The organism is Methanoculleus sp. (assembly GCF_020696975.1).
GTDB lineage: Archaea > Halobacteriota > Methanomicrobia > Methanomicrobiales > Methanoculleaceae > Methanoculleus.
In genome coordinates this window covers 1-19,319 of record NZ_JAJGBK010000028.1, presented here as the reverse complement: position 1 = coordinate 19,319, position 19,319 = coordinate 1, and the positions used below count along the sequence as shown (strand labels likewise).

Here is a 19,319-nt window from a genome sequence, read left to right as displayed (position 1 = left end):
CGGTGTCCGGGTCTGCACTGCAGCAGGCGGGTATGGGCAGACTCCGGCCCGGGCCCATAGAACCCCGTCCTCCGGGAGAGCAAGATATTTCATGTTGCACTGCGTTGTATATAGAGGAACAGAGCGAGGGTTGCCAAGCTAGGTCAAAGGCGCTAGGTTGAGGGCCTAGTCTCGTAGGAGTTCGCCGGTTCGAATCCGGCCTCTCGCATCCATCTATCCTGAAACCAAACATAACGAGCAGCAGTTCTCCTCCGTATCCTGCAGTCCTCAGACGAAGTCAGGGGTTACCCCGAACGGGCGCACCGTGAAAGGGCAAAACTGATTTGAGAAGAGTTAACAGACGTAAGCCCGATACTGTACCGGATACATATGGAACTGCAGATCGAGAGGATAGACGGCATCCTGACATTTTCAATGCGCGGAAGGCTTGATGGCTACGGTGCGGGGCAGGTCTCCGATGCCGTGCAGGCGTCGTTGCAGGACGACGACAGGTCAATCGTCTTTGACCTTGCAGGGGTGAATTACCTGAGCAGTGCGGGCATCCGGGTTCTCATCGCCGCGAAGAAACAGTTGAAGGAGCGCAACGGCATCCTGGCCCTTGCCGGAATGCAGGAGTATCCAAAGAGCGTTCTCGATATGGCCGGAGTAGCATCGGTGTTCTCCACCTATGCCAGGGTCGAGGAAGCCGTCGCCGCCTGCAGAAGGCCGCAGGACAGCCTCTCGGTCATCAACGAGATCGCCAGAACCCCGGTCATGAGGAACGGCGTTGCCTATACCATAGAACGGGCCTCCACACAGAGATCGTCGCTCCGGGCCACCGGCAGCCTGAATAAGATGTTGCATGCCCGCCTGGCGGAAGAAGACATCCGTGCGATACCGTTCTCCGCCCTTCAGTACTCGCTCGGCATCGGCGCGCTCGGGGCGAGTGTGGCGGACGTCCTCCCACTCCTTGGAGAGATGATCACGCTTCACGGTTCGATGGTATGGCTGCCGACCGATGGGAACGCTACACCGGACTTCTTCACGCCGGCGAAGGAGACGGGGGAACTTTACGTCTACGCAGGATACAACGTCGCGCTTGACGGACCGTTCCACGAGATCGTCACCATCGACGCTGGAGACAGCGGCAGTATCACGCTCTCTGACGTATACCGCACGATCTTCGACCTTGCGCGGGAGCAGAAGCGCGATTTTGCCGGCATCGTCGCCATCGCCATGTGGGCTGTTGTCGATGGAGTCCGGAGTCTGGGGGTGAAGAGGTCACCTGTTGCCGGATCAGCCCCAACGAACGGTCTGCCCATCAATGCTGAAGCGAACGTAACGGAATGGCTTGAAGAGGATGATGGGCCGAAGTACCACGGCGACACGATGGTCAGTTTCGGGTTCGGAGTGGACTATTCGGCCTGCAACGACGAGCACCTTTCAGCCCTCACCGACGAAAACCGTCAAACAACCCGGCAACTGCAGCTCCATAACCACGGCGTCATCTTCCGCGGGGTGCCGTGGGACGCGACGCTCGATCTCTCCCGGCAGATTGGCAAGATCGTGAACGAGGCCGAGTTCGTCGACATGCGGCACCTCAAGGACACCACCCGGATCCGGCGGGCGAAACTGGGTGTGGCTTATATATCAGGGATCGATATGGATGTGTAAGGCGCTGTAATGCGCTTACGGCAATACCACCCTTTTTAAGCCCCATATCCGGCTCATACCGGGCCTGAAAGAGCGCGGGGTCCGGCTCTGTCGACCTTGCTCCACTCGCATGCACTCCCAAACCGCTATTTCCGGGCCCGGGCGCCTCCGGTGTTCGAACTCCTTTCAATCGCACAAAACCCATGCACGGTTTTCCACCGGATATCCCCGCGGCCCGCTCTATCGGGCTCACTGGCAATTCAGAACGTAGTTCGAAGAAAGTGTGAAGGCTGGGGTTTAAGAAGACCAGAGGTCTTCGAATGGAGCTACGAGGAAGAACCTACTTTCGGTCAGATTGGCGACAAAGGTCCGCCCATCATCCCGACTCGCCGCCGGCCCGCTCCCGGATCCGCTCCACCGCATCCTCCGCAGCCCTCCGGACGTACCAGTCCTCGTCGTTGAGAAGATCCCTGAGAGCCTCGACCGCCCGTGCATCCCCGATCTCAGAGAGCACGTCCGCCGCACGTTTCCTGACATCACCGTCCGGGTCGCCGAGCGCGGATACAACCGCATCCATGGCCGGGGCCCCGATCGTGACGAGGGCAGCCGCGGCTTCCCGCCGGATACTGTAGTAGTCATCGTGGAGGAGGGGTATGAGCGCCGGGACCGCACGCGGGTCACGCACCTCGCCGAGGACCTTCGCCGCCCGGCGCCTGATGCTGTCGTCGCGGTCGTTCAGGACCGCGACCAGCGGCCCGACCGCAACCGGACCCAGCGGGACAAGGTCGCTCCACCGCTCCTTCGCGATCAGGTAGACGGCCGTCTCCTCCCCGGGGGCCGGCGACCAGCCCAGGCGGTCGAGGGCATCCGCAGCCCCGGCACGGACGCGGAAATGCCCGCCCGTGAGTGCGCCGGGGAGCAGGCGGGACGCCGGCTCGCCGATCAGCACGAGGGCCGTCACCGCGCCCTTCCGGGCCGTATCTCCCCCCTCCTCAAGGACCGAGAGGAGCGGGACGACCGCCGGCTCGCCCATCATGCCGAGCGCCCGCACGACAACACGGCCCACGCGCCAGTCCCCGGAGAGGAGCGTCTCCGTGAGCGGATCGATTGCGCCCGGATTTCCGATCTTGCCGAGGGTTGCGGCCGCTCCCATCTGGACAGCCGGAGAGCCGCCGCGAAGAGCCCGGACCAGCGGTTCGACAGCCGGGTCCCCGATGCCGACGAGCGCCCGGGCAGCGCCCAGACGGATATGCCAGTCACGGTCCTGGAGGGCATCGATGAGCGGGACGATCGCCGCTTCCCCGATCATCTTGAGCGCCTCGACCGCCTTTCTCTGCCCGCCCTCCTGCTCGGTGCGGAGCTCATCGATCAGCCGCCTGACCGCAGGCACCCCGATCATGCCGAGCGCCCGGGCCGCACCCATCTGGATTGTGCTGTCAGGGTCGTCGAGCGCCCGGATCAGCAGTTCGACCGCCGCGGGACCGACCTTCGCAACAGAGGCCCACTGCTCCTTTGCTATCAGGTAGCGAACGGTCTCACCCTCGGTCTCCGGCACCCATCCGACCCGCCCGAGGACCTCCGCCGCGCCCAGCCGCACCGGATAACGCTCGTCTCCAAGTGCCTCCGTAAGGCTGGCGACGGCCGGTTTCCCGATCCGGGTGAGGATGTCGATCGCCTCCAGGCGGAGCGTGTCGTCCGGGTGCCCCAGCGCCTCGATGAGCGGGCCGATGACCATATCCCCAAGGCCGATAAGCACATCCCCGGCCTTCTGCCGGATCAGGGCATCGCCGTTCCCGAGCGCGAGAACCAGCACGTTGACGGAGGACTCCCCCATCGCTGCCAGGGCATTCGCCGCGACCGGCCCGAGATCCGGGCGGCCGAGGACGGGGACGAGCGCGCCGGCGGCAGGAGCCCCGATCCGGACCAGGACCGCGGCGGCTGCCTGCCAGAGCCCTTCCTCGTCCAGGGCGCGGACCAGCGGTTCGACGGCCGCCTCCCCGATCCGGACCAGCGTATCGCCTGCGGGACCAGAGCGAGCCTCCTCGCCCAGCAGGCGGACCAGGTGGGGGACCGCAGGAGCCCCCATCCGGGCAAGCGACTCCGCTACACCCCCCCGCACACCCGTATCCGGGTCGGCGAGCCGCGCCGCCAGGGAATCGACAGCAGCGGGCCCGAGATCCACGACCTCCTGCCACTGCTGCAGCGCAACCAGGTATACGGCCTGCTCTTTCACCCCTGTGGGAACCCAGCCAAGTTTCTTCAGGACCAGAGCCGCCCCCATGCGGGTCCGCGGGTTCTCATCATCAAGCACATCAACAAGCGGCTCCAGTGCAGCCTCGCCGATCCGGATGAGCGCAGTCACCGCCCCCGCGTGCCCGTCACCGTCCTCGCCGAGGAGGGGAATGAGGGGCATCACCGCAGGCGCACCGATGCTGACCAGGGCGTCGGCGGCCTTCCGATGGAGACGGTCGCCGCCGCTCCTGACGAGGTCGACGATGGCCGGTACCGCTTCAGCCGCCCCGAGCCTGCCCAGGACCTCGACGGCGTTCTCCCGGGCGGCATCCGCCCCTCCATCGAGCAGCGCAAGAACCGGGGTTATCGCCGGTCTGCCTATGGCAACAAGGGCGTCCACAGCCGCCGGGGCAACAATGTTGTCGGCAAGGATATCGACAAGCGGCCCTACGGCGAGAGGATGACCGATCTCGCCGAGGGTTGCTGCAGCCTCACTGCGTATGCGGTTGTCGTCGCCATTGAGCGTCCGGATCAGGGGGTCGACGGCCGGCACGCCCATCAGGGCGAGTTCCGTCCACTCCTCCCGGGCAATCAGGTACCACACCCGCTCGGTCTCGTTCCAGGGCTCCCAGCCCATCCCATCAAGGATGCCGGCAGCATGGGCCCGGGACCGGTCGGAGGTCAGCGCCTGGATCAGGGGCGGGACCGCCGCCTCCCCGAGGGCAGAGAGGATCTCGCAGAGCGCCGCGAGCGTCTCCTCATCCGCGGTGTCCAATGCCCGGACACACTCCTCAGCCGCCGGCTCCCCGATCTTTACCAGGGCGGCCGCCGCCGTATCCCGGATGGCGGGATCATCGAGCAGCCGGATGAGCGGGTCGACCGCGGGGGACCCGATCTCCCCGAGCGCCATGACCACAAGCGACCGAATCTCCCGGTCCCCATCGTGCAGCAGCCCGGTCAGGGGAGCGACTGCAGCCTCCCCGATCTCCCCGAGGGTCCGGGCGGCATGCCACCACGTTTTCCTATCCGAAGACCGCAGGATGCGGATGAGGGGGTCGACAGCGGCCTCGCCATACTCCGCCACATCAAGCCACGCCTCGCCGGCGATGAGGTACCGGATCGCCCCGGCTTCATCAGGCGGTTCCCAGCCGAGTTCCCGAAGGATCATTGCGGCAGGTTTCCGGATAGTCGCATCAGGGGAGTCAAGAGCCCCAACAAGGGAGGGGACCGCTGCATCGCCGATCTCCCGGAGCGCGTAGAGGGCGCCGAACTGCACCTCACCCTCGCCGCCGGCAAGTGCTGCGATGAGTGAAGGCACGGCAGGCCCGCCGATGCGCACGAGGGTGGCAGCAGCCCCGGCCTGCGTCGCATCGTCCCCGAGGGCGGCAACCAGGGCAGGGATTGCACCTTCACCGATCAGGGCCAGGGCTTCGGCGACGCACCACCGCCTCCCCTCGTCCGCAAGAGCAAGGGCCCGGACCAGGGGAGCCACGGCGTCGTCTCCGCGCTCCGCGACGGCATGTATGGCACGTTCGCGAAGGTCGGCATCGTCGCTGCCGATATCGGCGATGAGCAACTCTATCGGCCTGTTCTCATGGAGAGAGAGAGAGGGGACAGCATCAGTTGTTACGTCAGCAGGGCCGGACACATCCTCTGGCAGATCGGATACATCCCCGGTTGGATCGTATGCATCCTCAAACCAGCAGAATTCATCTTCGGCAGGTTCTGGAGACGGTTTATCGTCCCGATCATCAAGTCCAGGGATTATTGCAACATCTTCATCACCGGGAGACTCGAATTGGGGGGTGGGCAGGCCATCCAGGGGAAGTCCCTGAGAGGCATCAGGCTCGTCGGGTATACTGTCAGCCGGACCGCGTTCGGGAGAATAGGCAGCAGGCTTCCCGGCATCGTCCCGTTTGCCGGTGAGAGGGAGTGCGGCCCCCCTCTCACCAGAGACGAGATCATCGTACTGCCGGAGGGCCTCGGGAATCATTTCAAGTTTATCAAAGAGCTTCGTCTCACCGTCGAGCCAGATATGCTCGTCCAATGAGTTCGTGCCAGGTATCTCTTCCAGAGACACATCCGGATCCGACCGTGAGGTATCCCGGTCATCAGCAGTATCCTCCTTGTTGTTCTCTTCGGTCCACTTCTTCGTCCAGTGTCTGAGAAACGAAGATCCGTTCGGCCCGAAGAGCCCGGGAAGACAAACAATGGGACATATAGTTTCAATGGTTGAGAACGCCGGTACACCAGACACCCCTCCACAGGATAGGAGGGAGGAAAGGCATGTGACCACAACGATCACACACACCGGGGCACGTAACATCCCAAAAGGCGCGCACTTATCAATCAACCCGGGCACACACCCACCCGCACGATCCAACTGATCTGCCGCCAGATCATTGATTCCGGTGATAGAATCAGCGAAGTGGTCATCTGGGAATTCTCGTGGGGTTTTGATGCACATTATGAGAACTTTATGCCCAAAAAATAAAAATGTTTGTTTTCCTTGACCAGTAAATAAGAAATATTTTAAGTACTACCTGTTTCGGGAAATTATTTTCCGCTTCCGCCACTTTCACTCCGGATCTGCACGGGCACGCCGGCATCCAGGTATCGCTTGTATACTACAAACCAGGGTGTGTCGAGGAGCCCGATGATGCCCTTGCTGACGACCTGTCCGATGATCAGGGGGAGGAGGGGGAGACCGGTAGTAGAGAAGGCGATGACCACAAAGATGACGCTGTCGAGCGTCAGGTCGGCGACGTCGGAGAAGGCGCTCCGGAGAACGATCCGGTCCGGGTAAGCGCGCTTCAGCCGGTCGAAGATGTAGGAGTCGAAACTCTGGCTGACCAGGAACGCTACCCATGACGCGAGGATGATCCACAACCCCTGGGTAAAGATGCTCTGCCACGCCGCCTCGAACCGGAAGACCGGCGCCGGGGTAAGGGTGTTTGTCATGGCGATCAGGATGGCAAGGAGGACCTGCGAGAGAAGGGCGGTAAGGATGGCAACCCGGGTCATCGATCTCCCGTAGACCTCGTTGATCATATCGATCGCCTGCGCAATAAACGGGTAGATGAATACAGATGCAGGCGCAATGAGCACCATGATGCCGAGATCGAACTCGACAATCCGGGCTGCGATGATCTGCGAGGCGCCGAGGTAGATGACATACAGGCCGGTCAGGGTGGCAAATCCATACCCGGGAAACCGCCTGACGACGGCAGCTCCCGCATACGTCGCAATGGTGAGACTGATCACCCAGTATATCCAGACAGACGGTATCGGCGTGGGAGCCCTCCTCCCGAAAAGTGGAGGTGGGTATTCCCGGTCACCCTATTAACACCCGCCCATCGGCATGCGGCCGGAGTAAAACAGCCGTTTAAAAGCCTTCGTTCATAATTCGCTCAAGTTCTGAACGTTTGATCCGCCAGGACCCCCCGCACTTGACCGCCGGGATCCGCTCCTCGCGGATGAACTCCCGGATCCGGCCGGGGGTGAAGTTCAGGGTCGAGGCGACGTCGTCAACGGTGAGCATGCGATCGCCAGTGCTATGATGACACCCGCACCCGATCGTCTCCCAGTCCTCGTCCGGCAACATGATGGTGATGACCGGCTCGCCGTCATCTCCCGGGGAGACCGTGGCCTTGAAGATGAGGGTGGGAACAAGGCCGTTCAGGTAAAGGCTCGTCTGGAACTCGAACTCCTTCTCGGTCGTCATACGGGCTTTATCCCTGAACGCATGAAGGGTATCCCATAAATTCTCCGTAACGGTCTCCTGCGGAATATTCGGGAACGGCACCATGCTCTGCGCGGCACGTGCCGAGACTGCGAGGGGATAGGTGATGCCTATGTCCCTTCCCATCCGGGTGATCTCGATCAGATCCCCATCATCAATAGCATCCTGACGGGCTTTCCTCTGCTGATCCGGGTCCGCCAGTCCCCAGATATCTGCAGGTGTCTGCAATCGCGTATTTCTCGTCTCCATGAATCAATCCTCTCCGGGGTGGATTCGCGCTCCTGTACCACAGTGGGGGAGTTGATCATAAAAGATTTACCAAATATTTTTCGAGATTTAGCCATTTCTTTCGCGCTAAAGGCATATTTTGAGCACGCCAGAGGTGAAACGCCGCCAGGATCAGGCATCGCGGCGGATGCTGCATTCAGATACGCCAGGATCACCCAAATCCTGCTGAAAGGAGGAAGGATATCGCCCGGGTTACCGGCTATGACACCCCATCGCGAGGCGAGACCCCCAACAAAGCCTATATAGCATCAGGGTGAGTCTTGAGCAGTGATTCCTCCTATACCACCCGCCCCCGGCGATGCCTACATCACACTTCTGGGACGCTCAACATGGGCTCTCGTCAACGCTTATCATGCAGTCCTGCGGGAGAAGGGGTTGCGCCCCCAACGGGTCTCTATCGTTACCGAGGAACCCTACGCAATGAGTGCATCGACCGCAGCCGAGGCAATCCGTATAATCTCGGAAGGGTATGGGTTCATCCCGGCAATCGGGACGGAGGTCGTGCCTGAAGCGGACTTTGTACGGGCCGGGCAGACGATCCGCTCGCTTGCGAACGATCTTATCGGGCAGGGGTTTCGTGTGGCGATCGATATCACCTCCGGGAGGAAGGTCACGGTCGCCGGGGCGCTCATTGCGGTCTCGCTCGCGGGGCTTGACCTCCGGCACATCTACTACCTCGCCATGAAGACGACTGATGACGTCGCAAAGCCGTATATGATGATCCCGCACCAGCTCCAGAGAATCCGCGACATCATGGAGGACGCGAGGGCAAGACCATGAACGATACGGTCATCAGGGAGAATGAACTGCAGGTTCTCTTAAACAGCCTCGATGAGGTCCGCATCACATACCCGCTCTACGAGGGGGATCTCCTGGTCGCACGCCCCGAAGGGACCGGCTATTCACTGGAACTGCCTGCGTCGCGCGAGACCTTCCAGGGCTGGCTCGCCGGGTACGAGCCGATCGCCGCCGAGCTCCCCAATTACGCCGACTTCCTGGAATGCATGCTCGCAAGCGGGGTCGCCCGCTACGCCAATCAGGCCGCCTTTGACTCGATGCTCGTATCGTACGGGCAGCTCAAGAAGGCCGTCTTCTTCGGCCTCGATACGAACCTCTTCTACCACGGCTTTGCATCGAACAACCCGGGGATCAATCATACCTCCTACCTGATCGTCGATACCGTCCGCGACGAGCTCGCGTATGCGATCAACCGCAAGTACCCGGCAAAGATGATCGAGGAGATGACAGCGCGTGCACCGGGCTCGCGGGAGTTCATCGGAGAACTCGAGAACAAGCGGATGAAACGGTCCCGGAAAGCGGCATACCTTGCCCTGAAAGAGTACCGGACCATCCGCGACCGGGCGACGGAGATCGCGTCGCCGGGCCCTCACACCCACCTGACCGAGGAGAATGACCGTAATATTGTCAGGGCGCTCAGGAAATTCGAGGAGGAGCGGTATGCCCTCCCGGTTCTCCTGACCGCCGATATCTACATGGCGGACCTCTGTATGGCCGAGGGGCTCGAGTACTTCTACTTTGACCGCCCATACAGACTGGAGACGACAACCTGCACGGCGCAGGGATTCCGGCGGCTACTCTTCAACCTGGCCACCGTCTTCGGGTTCATAGGCTGCAACGGTTTTGCCGTCTTCGGGGAGTACGGCGGGAAGGGCAACGATCTCGACGAACTGAAGGTGCGTTATCTGGACGACGAGACCTGCCGGGACTTCACAAGGGAACTAACAATATGCAGACAACTCCAGAAACTCAGCATAGAACGGTAGAGGCAGTCCTCTGCGACATGGACAACACCCTCTTTGACCTTGTCGGAGCCAAGCGCGAGGCGTGCCGGTGCGTCGTCGACTACCTCGGCGCCGGAGACCCGGAGGCGCTCTTTGCGCAGTTTCTCCGCGGCGTCCACGGGTTTGAGGATCATGCGAACATACGCGACTACCTTGACGGACTCGGGGTGCGCGAGCAGAGGACGTTCGAGGTCTGCTGCCGCACCTACGAGGACGTGAAACTCGACCGCGTCGAGGCATACCCGGGCGTCGAGAAGACGCTCCGGAGTCTCAGGGACGCCGGGATCGGGCTCGCGGTCGTCACCGACGCGGAGTCGTTTCAGGCACGCCGGCGGCTCACGAAGACCGGACTCATCGACTACTTCGATGTCGTGGTAACCCCGGAGGTCTCGGGGAAGCGGAAACCGGAACCGGACTCTCTTCTTTACGCCCTCCGGCACCTCGATACGCCCCCTGCGAAAGCAGTGATGGTCGGCGACAGCCTGGTCCGCGACATCGCTCCCGGGAGACACCTTGGTATGGTGACCGCGTTTGCCGCCTACGGCGACTGGCGGCCGGGCCGGCCGACAGATGTGGAGGCTGATATCATCCTTCGCGAGTTCGCCGAACTCCCGGGCCACGTGGGCATTCCGGACCGGTAGGACGTCAGCAGAGCGGCGAGGGCGACCGGGACCCCGATACCGGGAGGCGTGCTCCGTGGACGACGACCAGCTGGTCGGTCTCCGCGACCTTTCCGAGGATGATTGCTTTTCCCGCCCGGGTCATCGCGAAGACCGGGATCGATGTCCCCGCCTGCAGGAGGGCAGCCTTCGCCGCCTCATCACGGATATGCTGCGACGCGCAGGCGGTGAGGAGATCGGCCGCGCCGGCCATCACGGCCGCGTCTTCCCGCGAGATCCCGGTCGTGTGGACGGCGACGATGACGGTCTCCGGGAACCGCTCCCGGATAGCCGCCGCCTCGGCGGCAACGGCGGTGGTCACGGCGATCCGCCGGTGCCCGAGCGATCTCGCCAGGGCGACGCCGGCTGCCTGGTCGATCGCGGCGGTCTCCGGGTCAAGGACCGCTCCCCCGTTCTCCTCGATCCGTGCGATCACCCCGGGGATCGGGCTGGTTTTCACGAGTCCAGACATCCGGCCGCCGATCCCCTGGATGAGAGCGGGGTTCGCTGCAACCAGCGTCCCGGCCCCGTCAGAGGCAATCACCGCGGCGTCGAGGTCCCCCCGGCGGACGGCGCTGCTCAGGAGTTCCGACGCCCCGAAGATGACGAAGTCTGGCCCGGCAAGGACTTCGCGCTCCGGCGTGCACATCCCGAAGGACCGGATCCTCCCTTCAATGTTCTCGCGTATGGCCTCAGGCGTCATCTCGGTGACCGGGCAGGCAAACCGCCGTGCCAATGGGCAGTCCTGTATCTGCGGCGTCCCGACCTCGACCACCCGGCCGTTCTGGACCACGACCCGGCACCTGCCGGCGGCCTCTATGATATGTTCGTCACGGTCGCTCATAGGCTCGATCCCGTAGTGTTATGTGGGTGGCACGGATTAATAGTCCCCTCCGGCTCCGGGTAAATACTTATCAGATATCCTTTCTGAATGTAGAGGGATGATGTACCTGCAGCAGGAAGACGGGGTGAAGGGGCATGGGCAGGATCTGTAGCCCGTTCGTCGTCATCGAGTGCAGCCGCCAGTGCGGGTTCTCGCGGATGTACAACGAGCCCACTGAGGAGCAGGAGAGGGAGATCACCGATACAAAGACCTGCCCCGCCTGCGGCGCCCCCGTCCGGCGAAGGCTCTTCTGACAGGACCATGCCGGGAGAGCGTTACCGGGAGATCGACGTCGCCCGGGGCATCGCCGTCGTGACGATGATCCTCTTTCACTCCGCCTTCGACCTCAACTTCTTCGGGGTGCTGCCGCTCAACGTCTCCGGCGGGCTCCTCCGGATGCTTGCCTACCTGACCGCATCGACGTTCATCTTCCTCGTCGGCCTCTCCTTCACCATCAGTTATGCCCGGGCTTCAGAGCGGCTCGCCGGGCGGGATCTCACGCTCAAGTACGTCCGACGCGGCCTCACAATATTCGGCTATGGCCTCGTCATCACCGCCGTCACCTGGCTCTTCCTGCCGTCCGTCTACATCGTCTTCGGCATCCTGCACTTCATCGGGATCGCCATCCTGCTCGCGCCGCTCTTTGCGCGGTTCAGCGCACAAAACCTCATCATCGCGAGCATCGCCTGCCTCATCGCCGGCTACGCCACGAACGCCGTCCCGGGCCCGTGGCCTCTTCTCTGGCTCGGCATCCACCCGGAGTCCTTTGCGAGCCTCGATTACGTGCCGCTCCTCCCCTGGTTCGGGCTCGTCCTCGCCGGGATGGCCTGCGGGTCGCTCTTCTACCCCGGTGGACGGCGGGGGTTCGCGCTCCCGGCGGCGAGGCCGGCGTTTTCAGCGCCGCTCGAGTTTCTCGGCCGGCATTCGCTCCTCATCTACTTCCTGCACCAGCCCCTCATCCTCCTCGTGATCGCGCTCCTCGCGCCGGGGACGATGGCGAGGTTGTGGTGAGGGAAAGGAGTCAGGTGCGTGGCGATACGCGATGGAAAGCCGTTAGACAGAACATGCTGTAACACAAAACAAGACCTGCAACTCCCGGGTCTCCGCAGCAGGGGGCATCCCCCTTGCGGGAGGCAGAAATTCTCCCTCCAGGAAATTAGCGCAAATACTAAATAGAAGCCGCGGGGTAGCAGCCCCCCGCATGCTCTGGATCGTATTCGCCGTAGCGGGCGCGATCTTCGAGGCAGCCTACTATACCCTTCTCAAGCAGCAGGGTGACGGCGTTGATCCGTACATCCTTGCTTCAGGGACATTCCTGATTGCAGCAGCCATGCTCCTCCCGGCTTCAGCAGTCCGGGAGTTCCCGGATCTGGGATCCGGTTTCCTCCCAGCTGCGTTGATCGCCGCGACAATCAACATACTGGCTGCAGCCCTGTACTTCAGGGTATTGAGGCGGACGGACCTCTCGCTCACGATCCCCATGATCTCGTTCACTCCGGCCTTTCTCATCGTCACATCCTATGTCATCCTCGGCGAAACCCCATCGACCATCGGCGTCGCCGGCATCCTCTGCACCGTAGCCGGGTCGTACGTCCTGAATGCCACGTCAAAGAGCATCGAAGAGCCGCTCGACCCGATCCGGAGGATAGCGCATACCAACGGTATCCGCTCCATGCTCATCGTGGCGTTTCTCTTCAGCATCAGCCTGAGTTATGAGAAGGTGGTCCTGCTCAACTCCGACCCGTACTTCGGCGTGGGGATCATCTTCCTGATGACGGGGAGCGCTCTCCTTGCGGCCTCCCTGGCCCGGGGAGGCGGCCCCGTGAGAACCGTCAGGCGGCACTCCCGGCTGTTTCTCCTCCTCGGTGCAGCCCTTGCGCTCAGCGCCATCAGCACGAACCTGGCGTTCTCCCTGCAGATTGCCAGTTACGTCATCGCCGTGAAACGGTTGAGCGTCCTCTTCACCGCCATGTACGGGGTCGTCATCCTTGGTGAAGGACATTCGTGGGCCAGAACCCTCGGGTCGATCGTGATGGTCGCCGGGGCGGCCTCCGCCGCCCTCTGGTGACCCTCACTCGCAGAAGAGCAGGACGTCCGAGAATATCCCGACGTCAAAGACCCCCCGTTCCGTGACCCGCAGATCGGGGATGACGGTCAGGGCGAGGAACGAGAGATACATGAAGGGGTTCTCGACCGCCCCGAGTCGCCGGGCGTGCTCTTCAAGGGCTGCGAGCCGCCGCACGACCTCGTCGTGGGGGAGAGCCGACATCAGCCCGCCGCACTCGAGAGGGAGCACGGTCACGTCATCACCGGAGACGACGGCGAGCCCCCCGCCGAGCCGGGCCACCTCGCCGATGGCCCGGATGATATCGGCGTCACCGACCCCGGTGGCCACGATGTTATGGGAGTCATGGGAGACCGACCCGGCAATCGCTCCCTCCTGCAGGCCGAAGCCGTGGACGAGCCCGACACCGGAACCCCCTGCCCGGTAGCGGTCGGTGACGACAGCTTTGAGGATGTCGCGGCCGGTATCCGGGATATCGGCGGCGTCCACCGGGCAGCGCAGGTCCCGGGTCGTGATCTGGCCGGGCACGATCCCGATCACCCGCGCATCTCCCCGGCCGGTGAGGCGGATATCGCGGGGTTCCGGGACGCGGACGTGCAGGGGGGCCGCAGGGCAGGCAGGTTGGCGGTAGCCGGCGTCGACCACCTCGATGCCGCGCTTGAACGTCCGCCTGACCTCGAACCGATCGGGATCGTCGATGACACAGAAGTCGGCGAGCCTCCCGGGGGCGAGGGCGCCCCGGTCGTGGAGCCCGAACCGCCCGGCAGCCGAGAGCGTGGCCATCCGGAGCGCCAGTTCGATCTCAAGGCCGGACGCGACTGCTTTGCGGACACAGTCGTCGATATGCCCCTCCCCGGCAAGCATATCGGCATGCCGGTCGTCGGTCGCAAAGCAGCACCGTGACGCCGTGCAGGCATTCACGAGCGGCAGGAGGTCCCGGAGGTTTCTCTCCGTCGAGCCTTCACGGATCAGGATGTACATTCCCCGGAGGAGTTTCTCCCTTGCCTCGGAAAGTGTCGTGCATTCGTGGTCACTCTGGACCCCCGCATAGATGTAGGCGTTCAGGTCCTTGCCGTTGAGGAACGGCGCGTGACCGTCGATCACGGAGAAGAGGTCCATCTTCGCCCGGAGATCTTCGTCGCCGGCAAGGACGCCGGGGACATTCATTACCTCGGCAAGCCCGATGACCCCTTTCCGGCCCCGGAATCGGGCGAGGTCGCCGGCGGTGAGCCGGGCGCCGCCCATATCGAGGGGCGTTGCCGGGACACAGGAGGGGAGCATGACCAGGATATCAAGCGGCGTCCCGGCTCCCTCGGCAAGCATATACTCGATCCCCGGCGCCCCGCAGACGTTCGCGATCTCGTGGGGGTCGGCGATCACCGTCGTTGTGCCGCGGGCAAGGACGAGCCGGGCGTACTCCGCCGGCGCGAGGAGCGAACTCTCGATATGGACGTGGGCATCGATCAGACCGGGCACCACATAGGTCCCCGCAAGGTCGTACTCCCGCTTCCCCTGGTAGCCGCCGAAGCCGACGACGTACCCGTTCTTCACCGCGAAGTCAACGCGCTCCCAGGTACACGCGAACGGGTTGAAGACCGCGGCCCCGGAGAAGACAGCGTCCGCCGGTTCAAGCCCCCGGGCCGCGGCGAGTCCAGCCGGGATCAGGCTGCCACCTCGAGGTCGCGGATAATGGATGTTCGCCGCTCGTTGCCGACGAATATGGTCAGGAAGAGTTTGTACGAACCGGACTCCAGGTCAACCGGGACTGTGTATGCGTTGTTTCCCACATCAAGGTTGATATACCGTGCTTCAGAAAAGACCTCGTGCTGTTCAAGCGCACCCACCTCCATGATCGTTACCTGGAGCACAGCATCCTTAACGGCTCCGGCGGAGTTCTCCACATGGAGTTGCAGGGCGTCGCCGTCATAGGCAATCTCCCCGAATGCTGTAGAGAGGCAACCCGAAGCCCCGATGAGGACGACTAAAGTCAGTATTAGAAAAACCACATATCTGCTGGACATTGGTTCAGAGGACCGGAGGCCTGTATGCCACGTCGACGCAAGCGGGGGCCAGGCAAACCCCTCGGTACCACAGATTCACCTCCACTGTTCATTCACAATTTTGGTTGCTAATATTAAAACATTGTGAAAAAAACGGGCAACATGGATTTCTTGTTCCCTTTCGTTGCCAGGGGCACCACCCCGGGGCAGAGGGCGGGCAACCGTTGGGAACCAGATTCCTTCACTCCCGCCCGGGACGGTGCGGGAGAAGCATCCTGCAGTCACGGGCTCTGGGGACCCTTGAATCCGCATCATCCTGTGAAAAAGCAGTAAAATACGAAAAGTCGAGTTACAGAATTTATGAAAACCTTTAATATATATTCTTGAAAATATATGTGCTCGAATGAACAGGACCAACGGGAACTCCCGCCTGCATCGGATATTCCGGGAACTCCAGGAGAAAGGGCTGATCGGCCGTGAGAGGAGGCTGGTTCCGTGCCCCCTCACGCTCTCCATGCGAGCGTATCCGGCACTCAACTGCATCCGCTACCGGCGTGGATTCTATGACAGGCACCTCTCCCGGGCAAGCGACGATATGCTCCGGTTCGTGCTGCTCCACGAAGAGGGGCATATCAGGAAGGGCTCCACCCTCCTCTCTTTTCTCCTGGCTCTCCCGATCCTCCCGTACCTTCTTCTCCTCCACCTCCCTTCCATCGACGCGCTGTTTCCGGGGCTCCTGCCCGCCGCAAAGATCGTCTCCATCGCCGTCATCCTCCTGACCGTCTTCTTCAGTTACCGGGCCTACTATCGCCGCATGTGCGACGAGGAGTTCACCGCCGATCGGTATGCAACCGAGGCGATGAGGCGCTGCTACCGGATCCGGGACCCCGGTACTCTCCTTCAAAACCTTCTCTCCGACCTGGTAGCCGGGAGATTGGCCTCAAGCCGCAGGAGGCGTGGAGGTCTCTCGCGGGTAATCTCCGGTCTCCTCCGCCCGGAGCCCGACTGCCGGCCATCCATCTCCGAGCGTGTACAAAGAGTCAGGGATTCAAAAGCCTGATCCGGGGACCGGGTTCCCATACTCTACCGCCGGACAGTAATCCCTCCCTGTTCTTCAGTCATACACGGGAGCCTGACTGAAGGTGAACACCCCGGCCTGAAGGCCGGGATCTTCTCGCTCCGTTCCCTTCACCATCACGGGATAAACAGTCGGCGCTCTCTCTTCACTATTCAGGATGCCGGGGTTTTACGCACCACACCCAGGCCGGATCGTTAATTGTGGTCCCCTGAATCACCCAAATGCAGAACACTGCTCACATGTGCCCAATAGAATAAAAATAGGTTTAATAACCCCTATTACCAAGAAAGTATTGAGGGGTGCTGGATATCACAACTGTAGCGTTTGCCCACCACAAAGGTGGCACCGGAAAGACAACATCGTGCCTCAACATTGCAGGGTACCTCCAGAAGAATGGAAAACGTGTTCTTGTAGTAGACTGCGACCCGCAGGCCAACGCCACCGCGGGGCTCGGGATCAACCCCGAGACCCTTAACGTGAGCATGTACGATGTCTTCATGAGTGCATTTGAAGGCTTTCCCGATATCGTGATCAACGATGTGATCGTCCCCACGACATCAGGAATCGACCTTGCTCCGGCAACCCTGGATCTCGTTGGGGTTGAGCCCTACCTCTACAGCATCGATGACAGGGCAGGGCTGCTCAAGGAGGCACTCACCCGGGTGAGGGATACCTACGATTTCATCCTGATCGATACGCCCCCAAGCATGGGCCAGTTCGTCATCAATGGTCTGGTCGCCGCAGACCACACCATTGTCACCCTTGACCCCGGCACCTTCGCCCTCAAAGGCATGGAAGCCCTGTCAACGGTCTTCTGCGACATCAGGGAGATGCTCGGGGAGAACGTCACCGCAGACTTCGCCATCCTGACCCGCTGGAAGGGTTCGGATGGCCGGGCAGCTGGCGCAGGCGGCCTTGCACTCTTCCTGAAGAGGATCTTCTCACCCGGTCCCTCCGCAGAGGATGAGAAGGAGGGGGAACGGCTGAAGATGTTTGAGTCCGAGGTCAGGAAAGCGTTCAAGCAGGTATTCATGGTCCCATACTCGCCTGCCATCTACGAGACACAACAGCATGGGCTGCCGATCTCCCACTACGCGCCCGAGACCGACGCCGGCAGGGAGTACCGGACAATAACAACTGCGCTTCTTGAACTGGACGGGAAGCGTAATGAGGATGTGTCATTATGACCGATAGACCTGGAAGAAAAGCACTATTTACCGGGCCGATTGTGCCGGGTACGACAGGACAGGAGCAGGGGCCGGTGGTACTGCCCGAAACGATCGAGGCTGCACTCCATGCAGGTCTCAACGGCGACGATTCTGCACGGATCAACCTTGCCGGGGTTCCGGAGGAATTCAGGCCCCTGGCAGTCTCGATCAACGCGCTGCTCGACAAAAAGCAAGAGGAAAAGCGGGATCTCCAGAGCCAGCTGGAAACAGCGGGAGCCCTCCAGCAGCGGTTCGAGACGATTATACAGGAAAACCCGATGCCCATTCTGGTCGTCGACCCAGAATTCAGGATTACGACTGCAAACACAGCGTATACAAAGATGAGCGGGATTCCGCAGAGCCAGGTGTCCAGCCGGAGACTCTCGGACTTCAAGCTCATTTCGCAGAAGGGGTCAGGCCTCCGGCAGGCGGTCCGGGAGAAGAAACGGGTGTTTGCAGAAATCGTCGTTGAACTCCCCTCGGGAACCCATACGCTTGAGCAATATGGTATACCACTCATCGGTGAGGAGAACGCAGTCGAGAGCATCCTCATTGTCTACAACGACGTCACCCAGCAACGTGAGGGAGAGGAAGAGATCAAGGCTCAGATGGAGAACATTGCCGAACTGCAGCGGCAGTCCGACACCATCGTCCAGAAGAACCCGATGCCCATCCTGGTCGTCGATACCGCAATGAAGATCCTCACGGCCAACGAAGCATACTTCCAGATGACCGGCATCGACCGGTCGCGTATTACCACGATGACCCTGCGGGACTTCAAAGTTCTCGCCCAGAACGGAGACGGGATCAAAGAGGTGCTCACCAGGAAAGTCCGGGCCGACTGCGAGGTGACGGTTGAGTTCCCCACCGGCACCTACACTCTGGAGCAGCACGGGATCCCGCTCACAAACGAGAAGAATGAGTTGACGGGGATCCTGATCGTCTACAACGACGTCACCGAGAAGCGCAAGGAGGAGGACGAGATCCGGCGGATGCAGTATCGCATCGATACGATGATCAAGCAGAATCCGCTCGCGATCGCGACGCTTCGCGCTGATAAGAGCCGGATTGATATCAACGACGAGTATGCCAGGATGTGGCGGGGAACCCGGGAAGAGACCCTTGCAAAGAAACTCTACGATTACGACATCACAGTCATCAATGGCGAGCACTTCTACGCCTGCTATGAGACGAAGAAACGGGCACGAACCGATGTCATGGTCAGGTGGCCCGACGGCGTGAAGAAGTACCTCACCTTAAACGCCATCCCCATCCTCGACGAGAAGGGCGAGATCGAGATGGCCTTCTACGTCTGGAACGACTGGACCGATCTGCAGGAGAAGAAAGAGGAGACAGAGAAGGTCGAACACCGCGTCGACACGATGATCAAGCAGAACCCGCTTGCGATCGCGACGCTTCGCCCGGACAAGAGCCGGATCGACATCAATGACGAGTATGCCAGGATGTGGCGCGGCACCCGCGAAGAGACCCTTGCAAAGAAACTCTACGATTACGACATCACGGTCATCAACGGCGACCACTTCTACGCCTGTTACGAGACGAAGAAGCCGGCACGAACCGATGTCATGGTCCGGTGGCCCGACGGCGTGAAGAAGTACCTCACCTTAAACGCCATCCCCATCCTCGACGAGAAGGGCGAGATCGAGATGGCCTTCTACGTCTGGAACGACTGGACCGATCTGCAGGAGAAGAAAGAGGAGACAGAGAAG

Annotated in this window: 17 protein-coding genes and 1 tRNA gene; 12 read left to right on the top strand and 6 right to left on the bottom strand. The window is 61.7% G+C overall.

Going from position 1 to position 19,319, the window contains the following annotated elements; genetic code table 11:
- Positions 1–123 precede the first annotated feature (123 nt).
- Together QZ650_RS08395 and QZ650_RS08390 are read left to right on the top strand one after the other, a co-directional pair.
- Positions 124–208: transfer RNA gene (locus QZ650_RS08395), tRNA-Leu, on the top strand.
- A gap of 161 nt (positions 209–369) precedes the next feature.
- On the top strand, positions 370–1,653 hold the full coding sequence (locus QZ650_RS08390) for an STAS domain-containing protein (RefSeq protein ID WP_292517765.1): 1,284 nt from the start codon (positions 370–372) through the stop codon (positions 1,651–1,653).
- A 355-nt stretch (positions 1,654–2,008) separates the two neighbouring features.
- Here the strand turns inward: QZ650_RS08390 and QZ650_RS08385 are convergent, their stop codons facing one another.
- Complete coding sequence (locus QZ650_RS08385) at positions 2,009–5,440, bottom strand: HEAT repeat domain-containing protein (RefSeq protein WP_292517762.1); 3,432 nt, start codon at positions 5,438–5,440, stop codon at positions 2,009–2,011.
- Positions 5,441–5,458: 18 nt separating this feature from the next.
- Here QZ650_RS08385 and QZ650_RS08380 point away from each other — a divergent pair, with 18 nt between their 5' ends.
- Positions 5,459–5,914 (top strand): hypothetical protein, encoded by a 456-nt coding sequence (locus QZ650_RS08380; RefSeq protein ID WP_292517759.1) that lies wholly within the window; start codon positions 5,459–5,461, stop codon positions 5,912–5,914.
- Between the two features lie 506 nt (positions 5,915–6,420).
- Here the strand turns inward: QZ650_RS08380 and QZ650_RS08375 are convergent.
- Positions 6,421–7,128, bottom strand: coding sequence for a queuosine precursor transporter (locus QZ650_RS08375; protein WP_292517756.1), 708 nt, complete (start codon positions 7,126–7,128; stop codon positions 6,421–6,423).
- 121 nt (positions 7,129–7,249) lie between these two features.
- The gene (locus QZ650_RS08370; protein ID WP_292517753.1) at positions 7,250–7,855 is read right to left on the bottom strand and encodes a helix-turn-helix domain-containing protein; all 606 of its coding nucleotides are present in this window, start codon (positions 7,853–7,855) and stop codon (positions 7,250–7,252) included.
- Between the two features lie 306 nt (positions 7,856–8,161).
- Between QZ650_RS08370 and QZ650_RS08365 the strand changes: the two genes are divergently transcribed.
- From QZ650_RS08365 to QZ650_RS08355, 3 genes are read left to right on the top strand one after another with little or no spacing between them, the layout of a single operon-like run.
- Positions 8,162–8,674 carry a hypothetical protein gene (locus QZ650_RS08365; RefSeq protein WP_292522489.1) on the top strand — a complete coding sequence of 171 codons (513 nt, stop codon included), beginning with the start codon at positions 8,162–8,164 and terminating at the stop codon, positions 8,672–8,674.
- Complete coding sequence (locus QZ650_RS08360) at positions 8,671–9,678, top strand: hypothetical protein (RefSeq protein WP_292517746.1); 1,008 nt, start codon at positions 8,671–8,673, stop codon at positions 9,676–9,678. Before QZ650_RS08365 ends, QZ650_RS08360 begins: the two co-directional genes overlap by 4 nt.
- On the top strand, positions 9,642–10,337 hold the full coding sequence (locus QZ650_RS08355; protein WP_292517743.1) for an HAD family hydrolase: 696 nt from the start codon (positions 9,642–9,644) through the stop codon (positions 10,335–10,337). The genes QZ650_RS08360 and QZ650_RS08355 overlap by 37 nt, the downstream gene beginning before the upstream one ends.
- Positions 10,338–10,341: 4 nt before the next feature.
- Here QZ650_RS08355 and QZ650_RS08350 read toward each other — a convergent pair whose 3' ends face one another.
- A complete protein-coding gene (locus QZ650_RS08350) occupies positions 10,342–11,199 on the bottom strand; it encodes a methanogenesis marker 8 protein (protein WP_292517740.1) in 858 nt (285 codons plus the stop codon).
- 134 nt (positions 11,200–11,333) lie between these two features.
- On the opposite strand from QZ650_RS08350, the gene QZ650_RS08345 reads away from it, so the two are divergent.
- The 3 genes from QZ650_RS08345 (at position 11,334) to QZ650_RS08335 (ending at position 13,306) form a co-directional block, all read left to right on the top strand.
- Positions 11,334–11,492, top strand: coding sequence for a hypothetical protein (locus QZ650_RS08345; protein ID WP_292517737.1), 159 nt, complete (start codon positions 11,334–11,336; stop codon positions 11,490–11,492).
- Positions 11,493–11,499: 7 nt separating this feature from the next.
- Positions 11,500–12,249 carry a heparan-alpha-glucosaminide N-acetyltransferase gene (locus QZ650_RS08340; protein WP_292517734.1) on the top strand — a complete coding sequence of 250 codons (750 nt, stop codon included), beginning with the start codon at positions 11,500–11,502 and terminating at the stop codon, positions 12,247–12,249.
- Positions 12,250–12,439: 190 nt separating this feature from the next.
- The gene (locus QZ650_RS08335) at positions 12,440–13,306 is read left to right on the top strand and encodes a DMT family transporter (protein ID WP_292517731.1); all 867 of its coding nucleotides are present in this window, start codon (positions 12,440–12,442) and stop codon (positions 13,304–13,306) included.
- 3 nt (positions 13,307–13,309) lie between these two features.
- On the opposite strand, the gene ade is transcribed toward QZ650_RS08335, so the two are convergent.
- Positions 13,310–14,965, bottom strand: a complete 1,656-nt coding sequence (ade, locus tag QZ650_RS08330; protein WP_292518086.1) for an adenine deaminase — start codon at positions 14,963–14,965, stop codon at positions 13,310–13,312.
- A complete protein-coding gene (locus tag QZ650_RS08325) occupies positions 14,965–15,324 on the bottom strand; it encodes a hypothetical protein (RefSeq protein ID WP_292517728.1) in 360 nt (119 codons plus the stop codon). Before QZ650_RS08325 ends, ade begins: the two co-directional genes overlap by 1 nt.
- A 382-nt stretch (positions 15,325–15,706) precedes the next feature.
- Here QZ650_RS08325 and QZ650_RS08320 point away from each other — a divergent pair, with 382 nt between their 5' ends.
- From QZ650_RS08320 to QZ650_RS08310, 3 genes are all read left to right on the top strand, one after another.
- A complete protein-coding gene (locus tag QZ650_RS08320; RefSeq protein WP_292517725.1) occupies positions 15,707–16,363 on the top strand; it encodes a M48 family metalloprotease in 657 nt (218 codons plus the stop codon).
- 317 nt (positions 16,364–16,680) lie between these two features.
- Positions 16,681–17,568, top strand: a complete 888-nt coding sequence (locus QZ650_RS08315) for an AAA family ATPase (protein ID WP_292517722.1) — start codon at positions 16,681–16,683, stop codon at positions 17,566–17,568.
- Between the two features lie 74 nt (positions 17,569–17,642).
- A partial coding sequence (locus tag QZ650_RS08310) for a PAS domain-containing protein (protein ID WP_292522488.1) occupies positions 17,643–19,319 on the top strand: 1,677 nt, incomplete at its 3' end.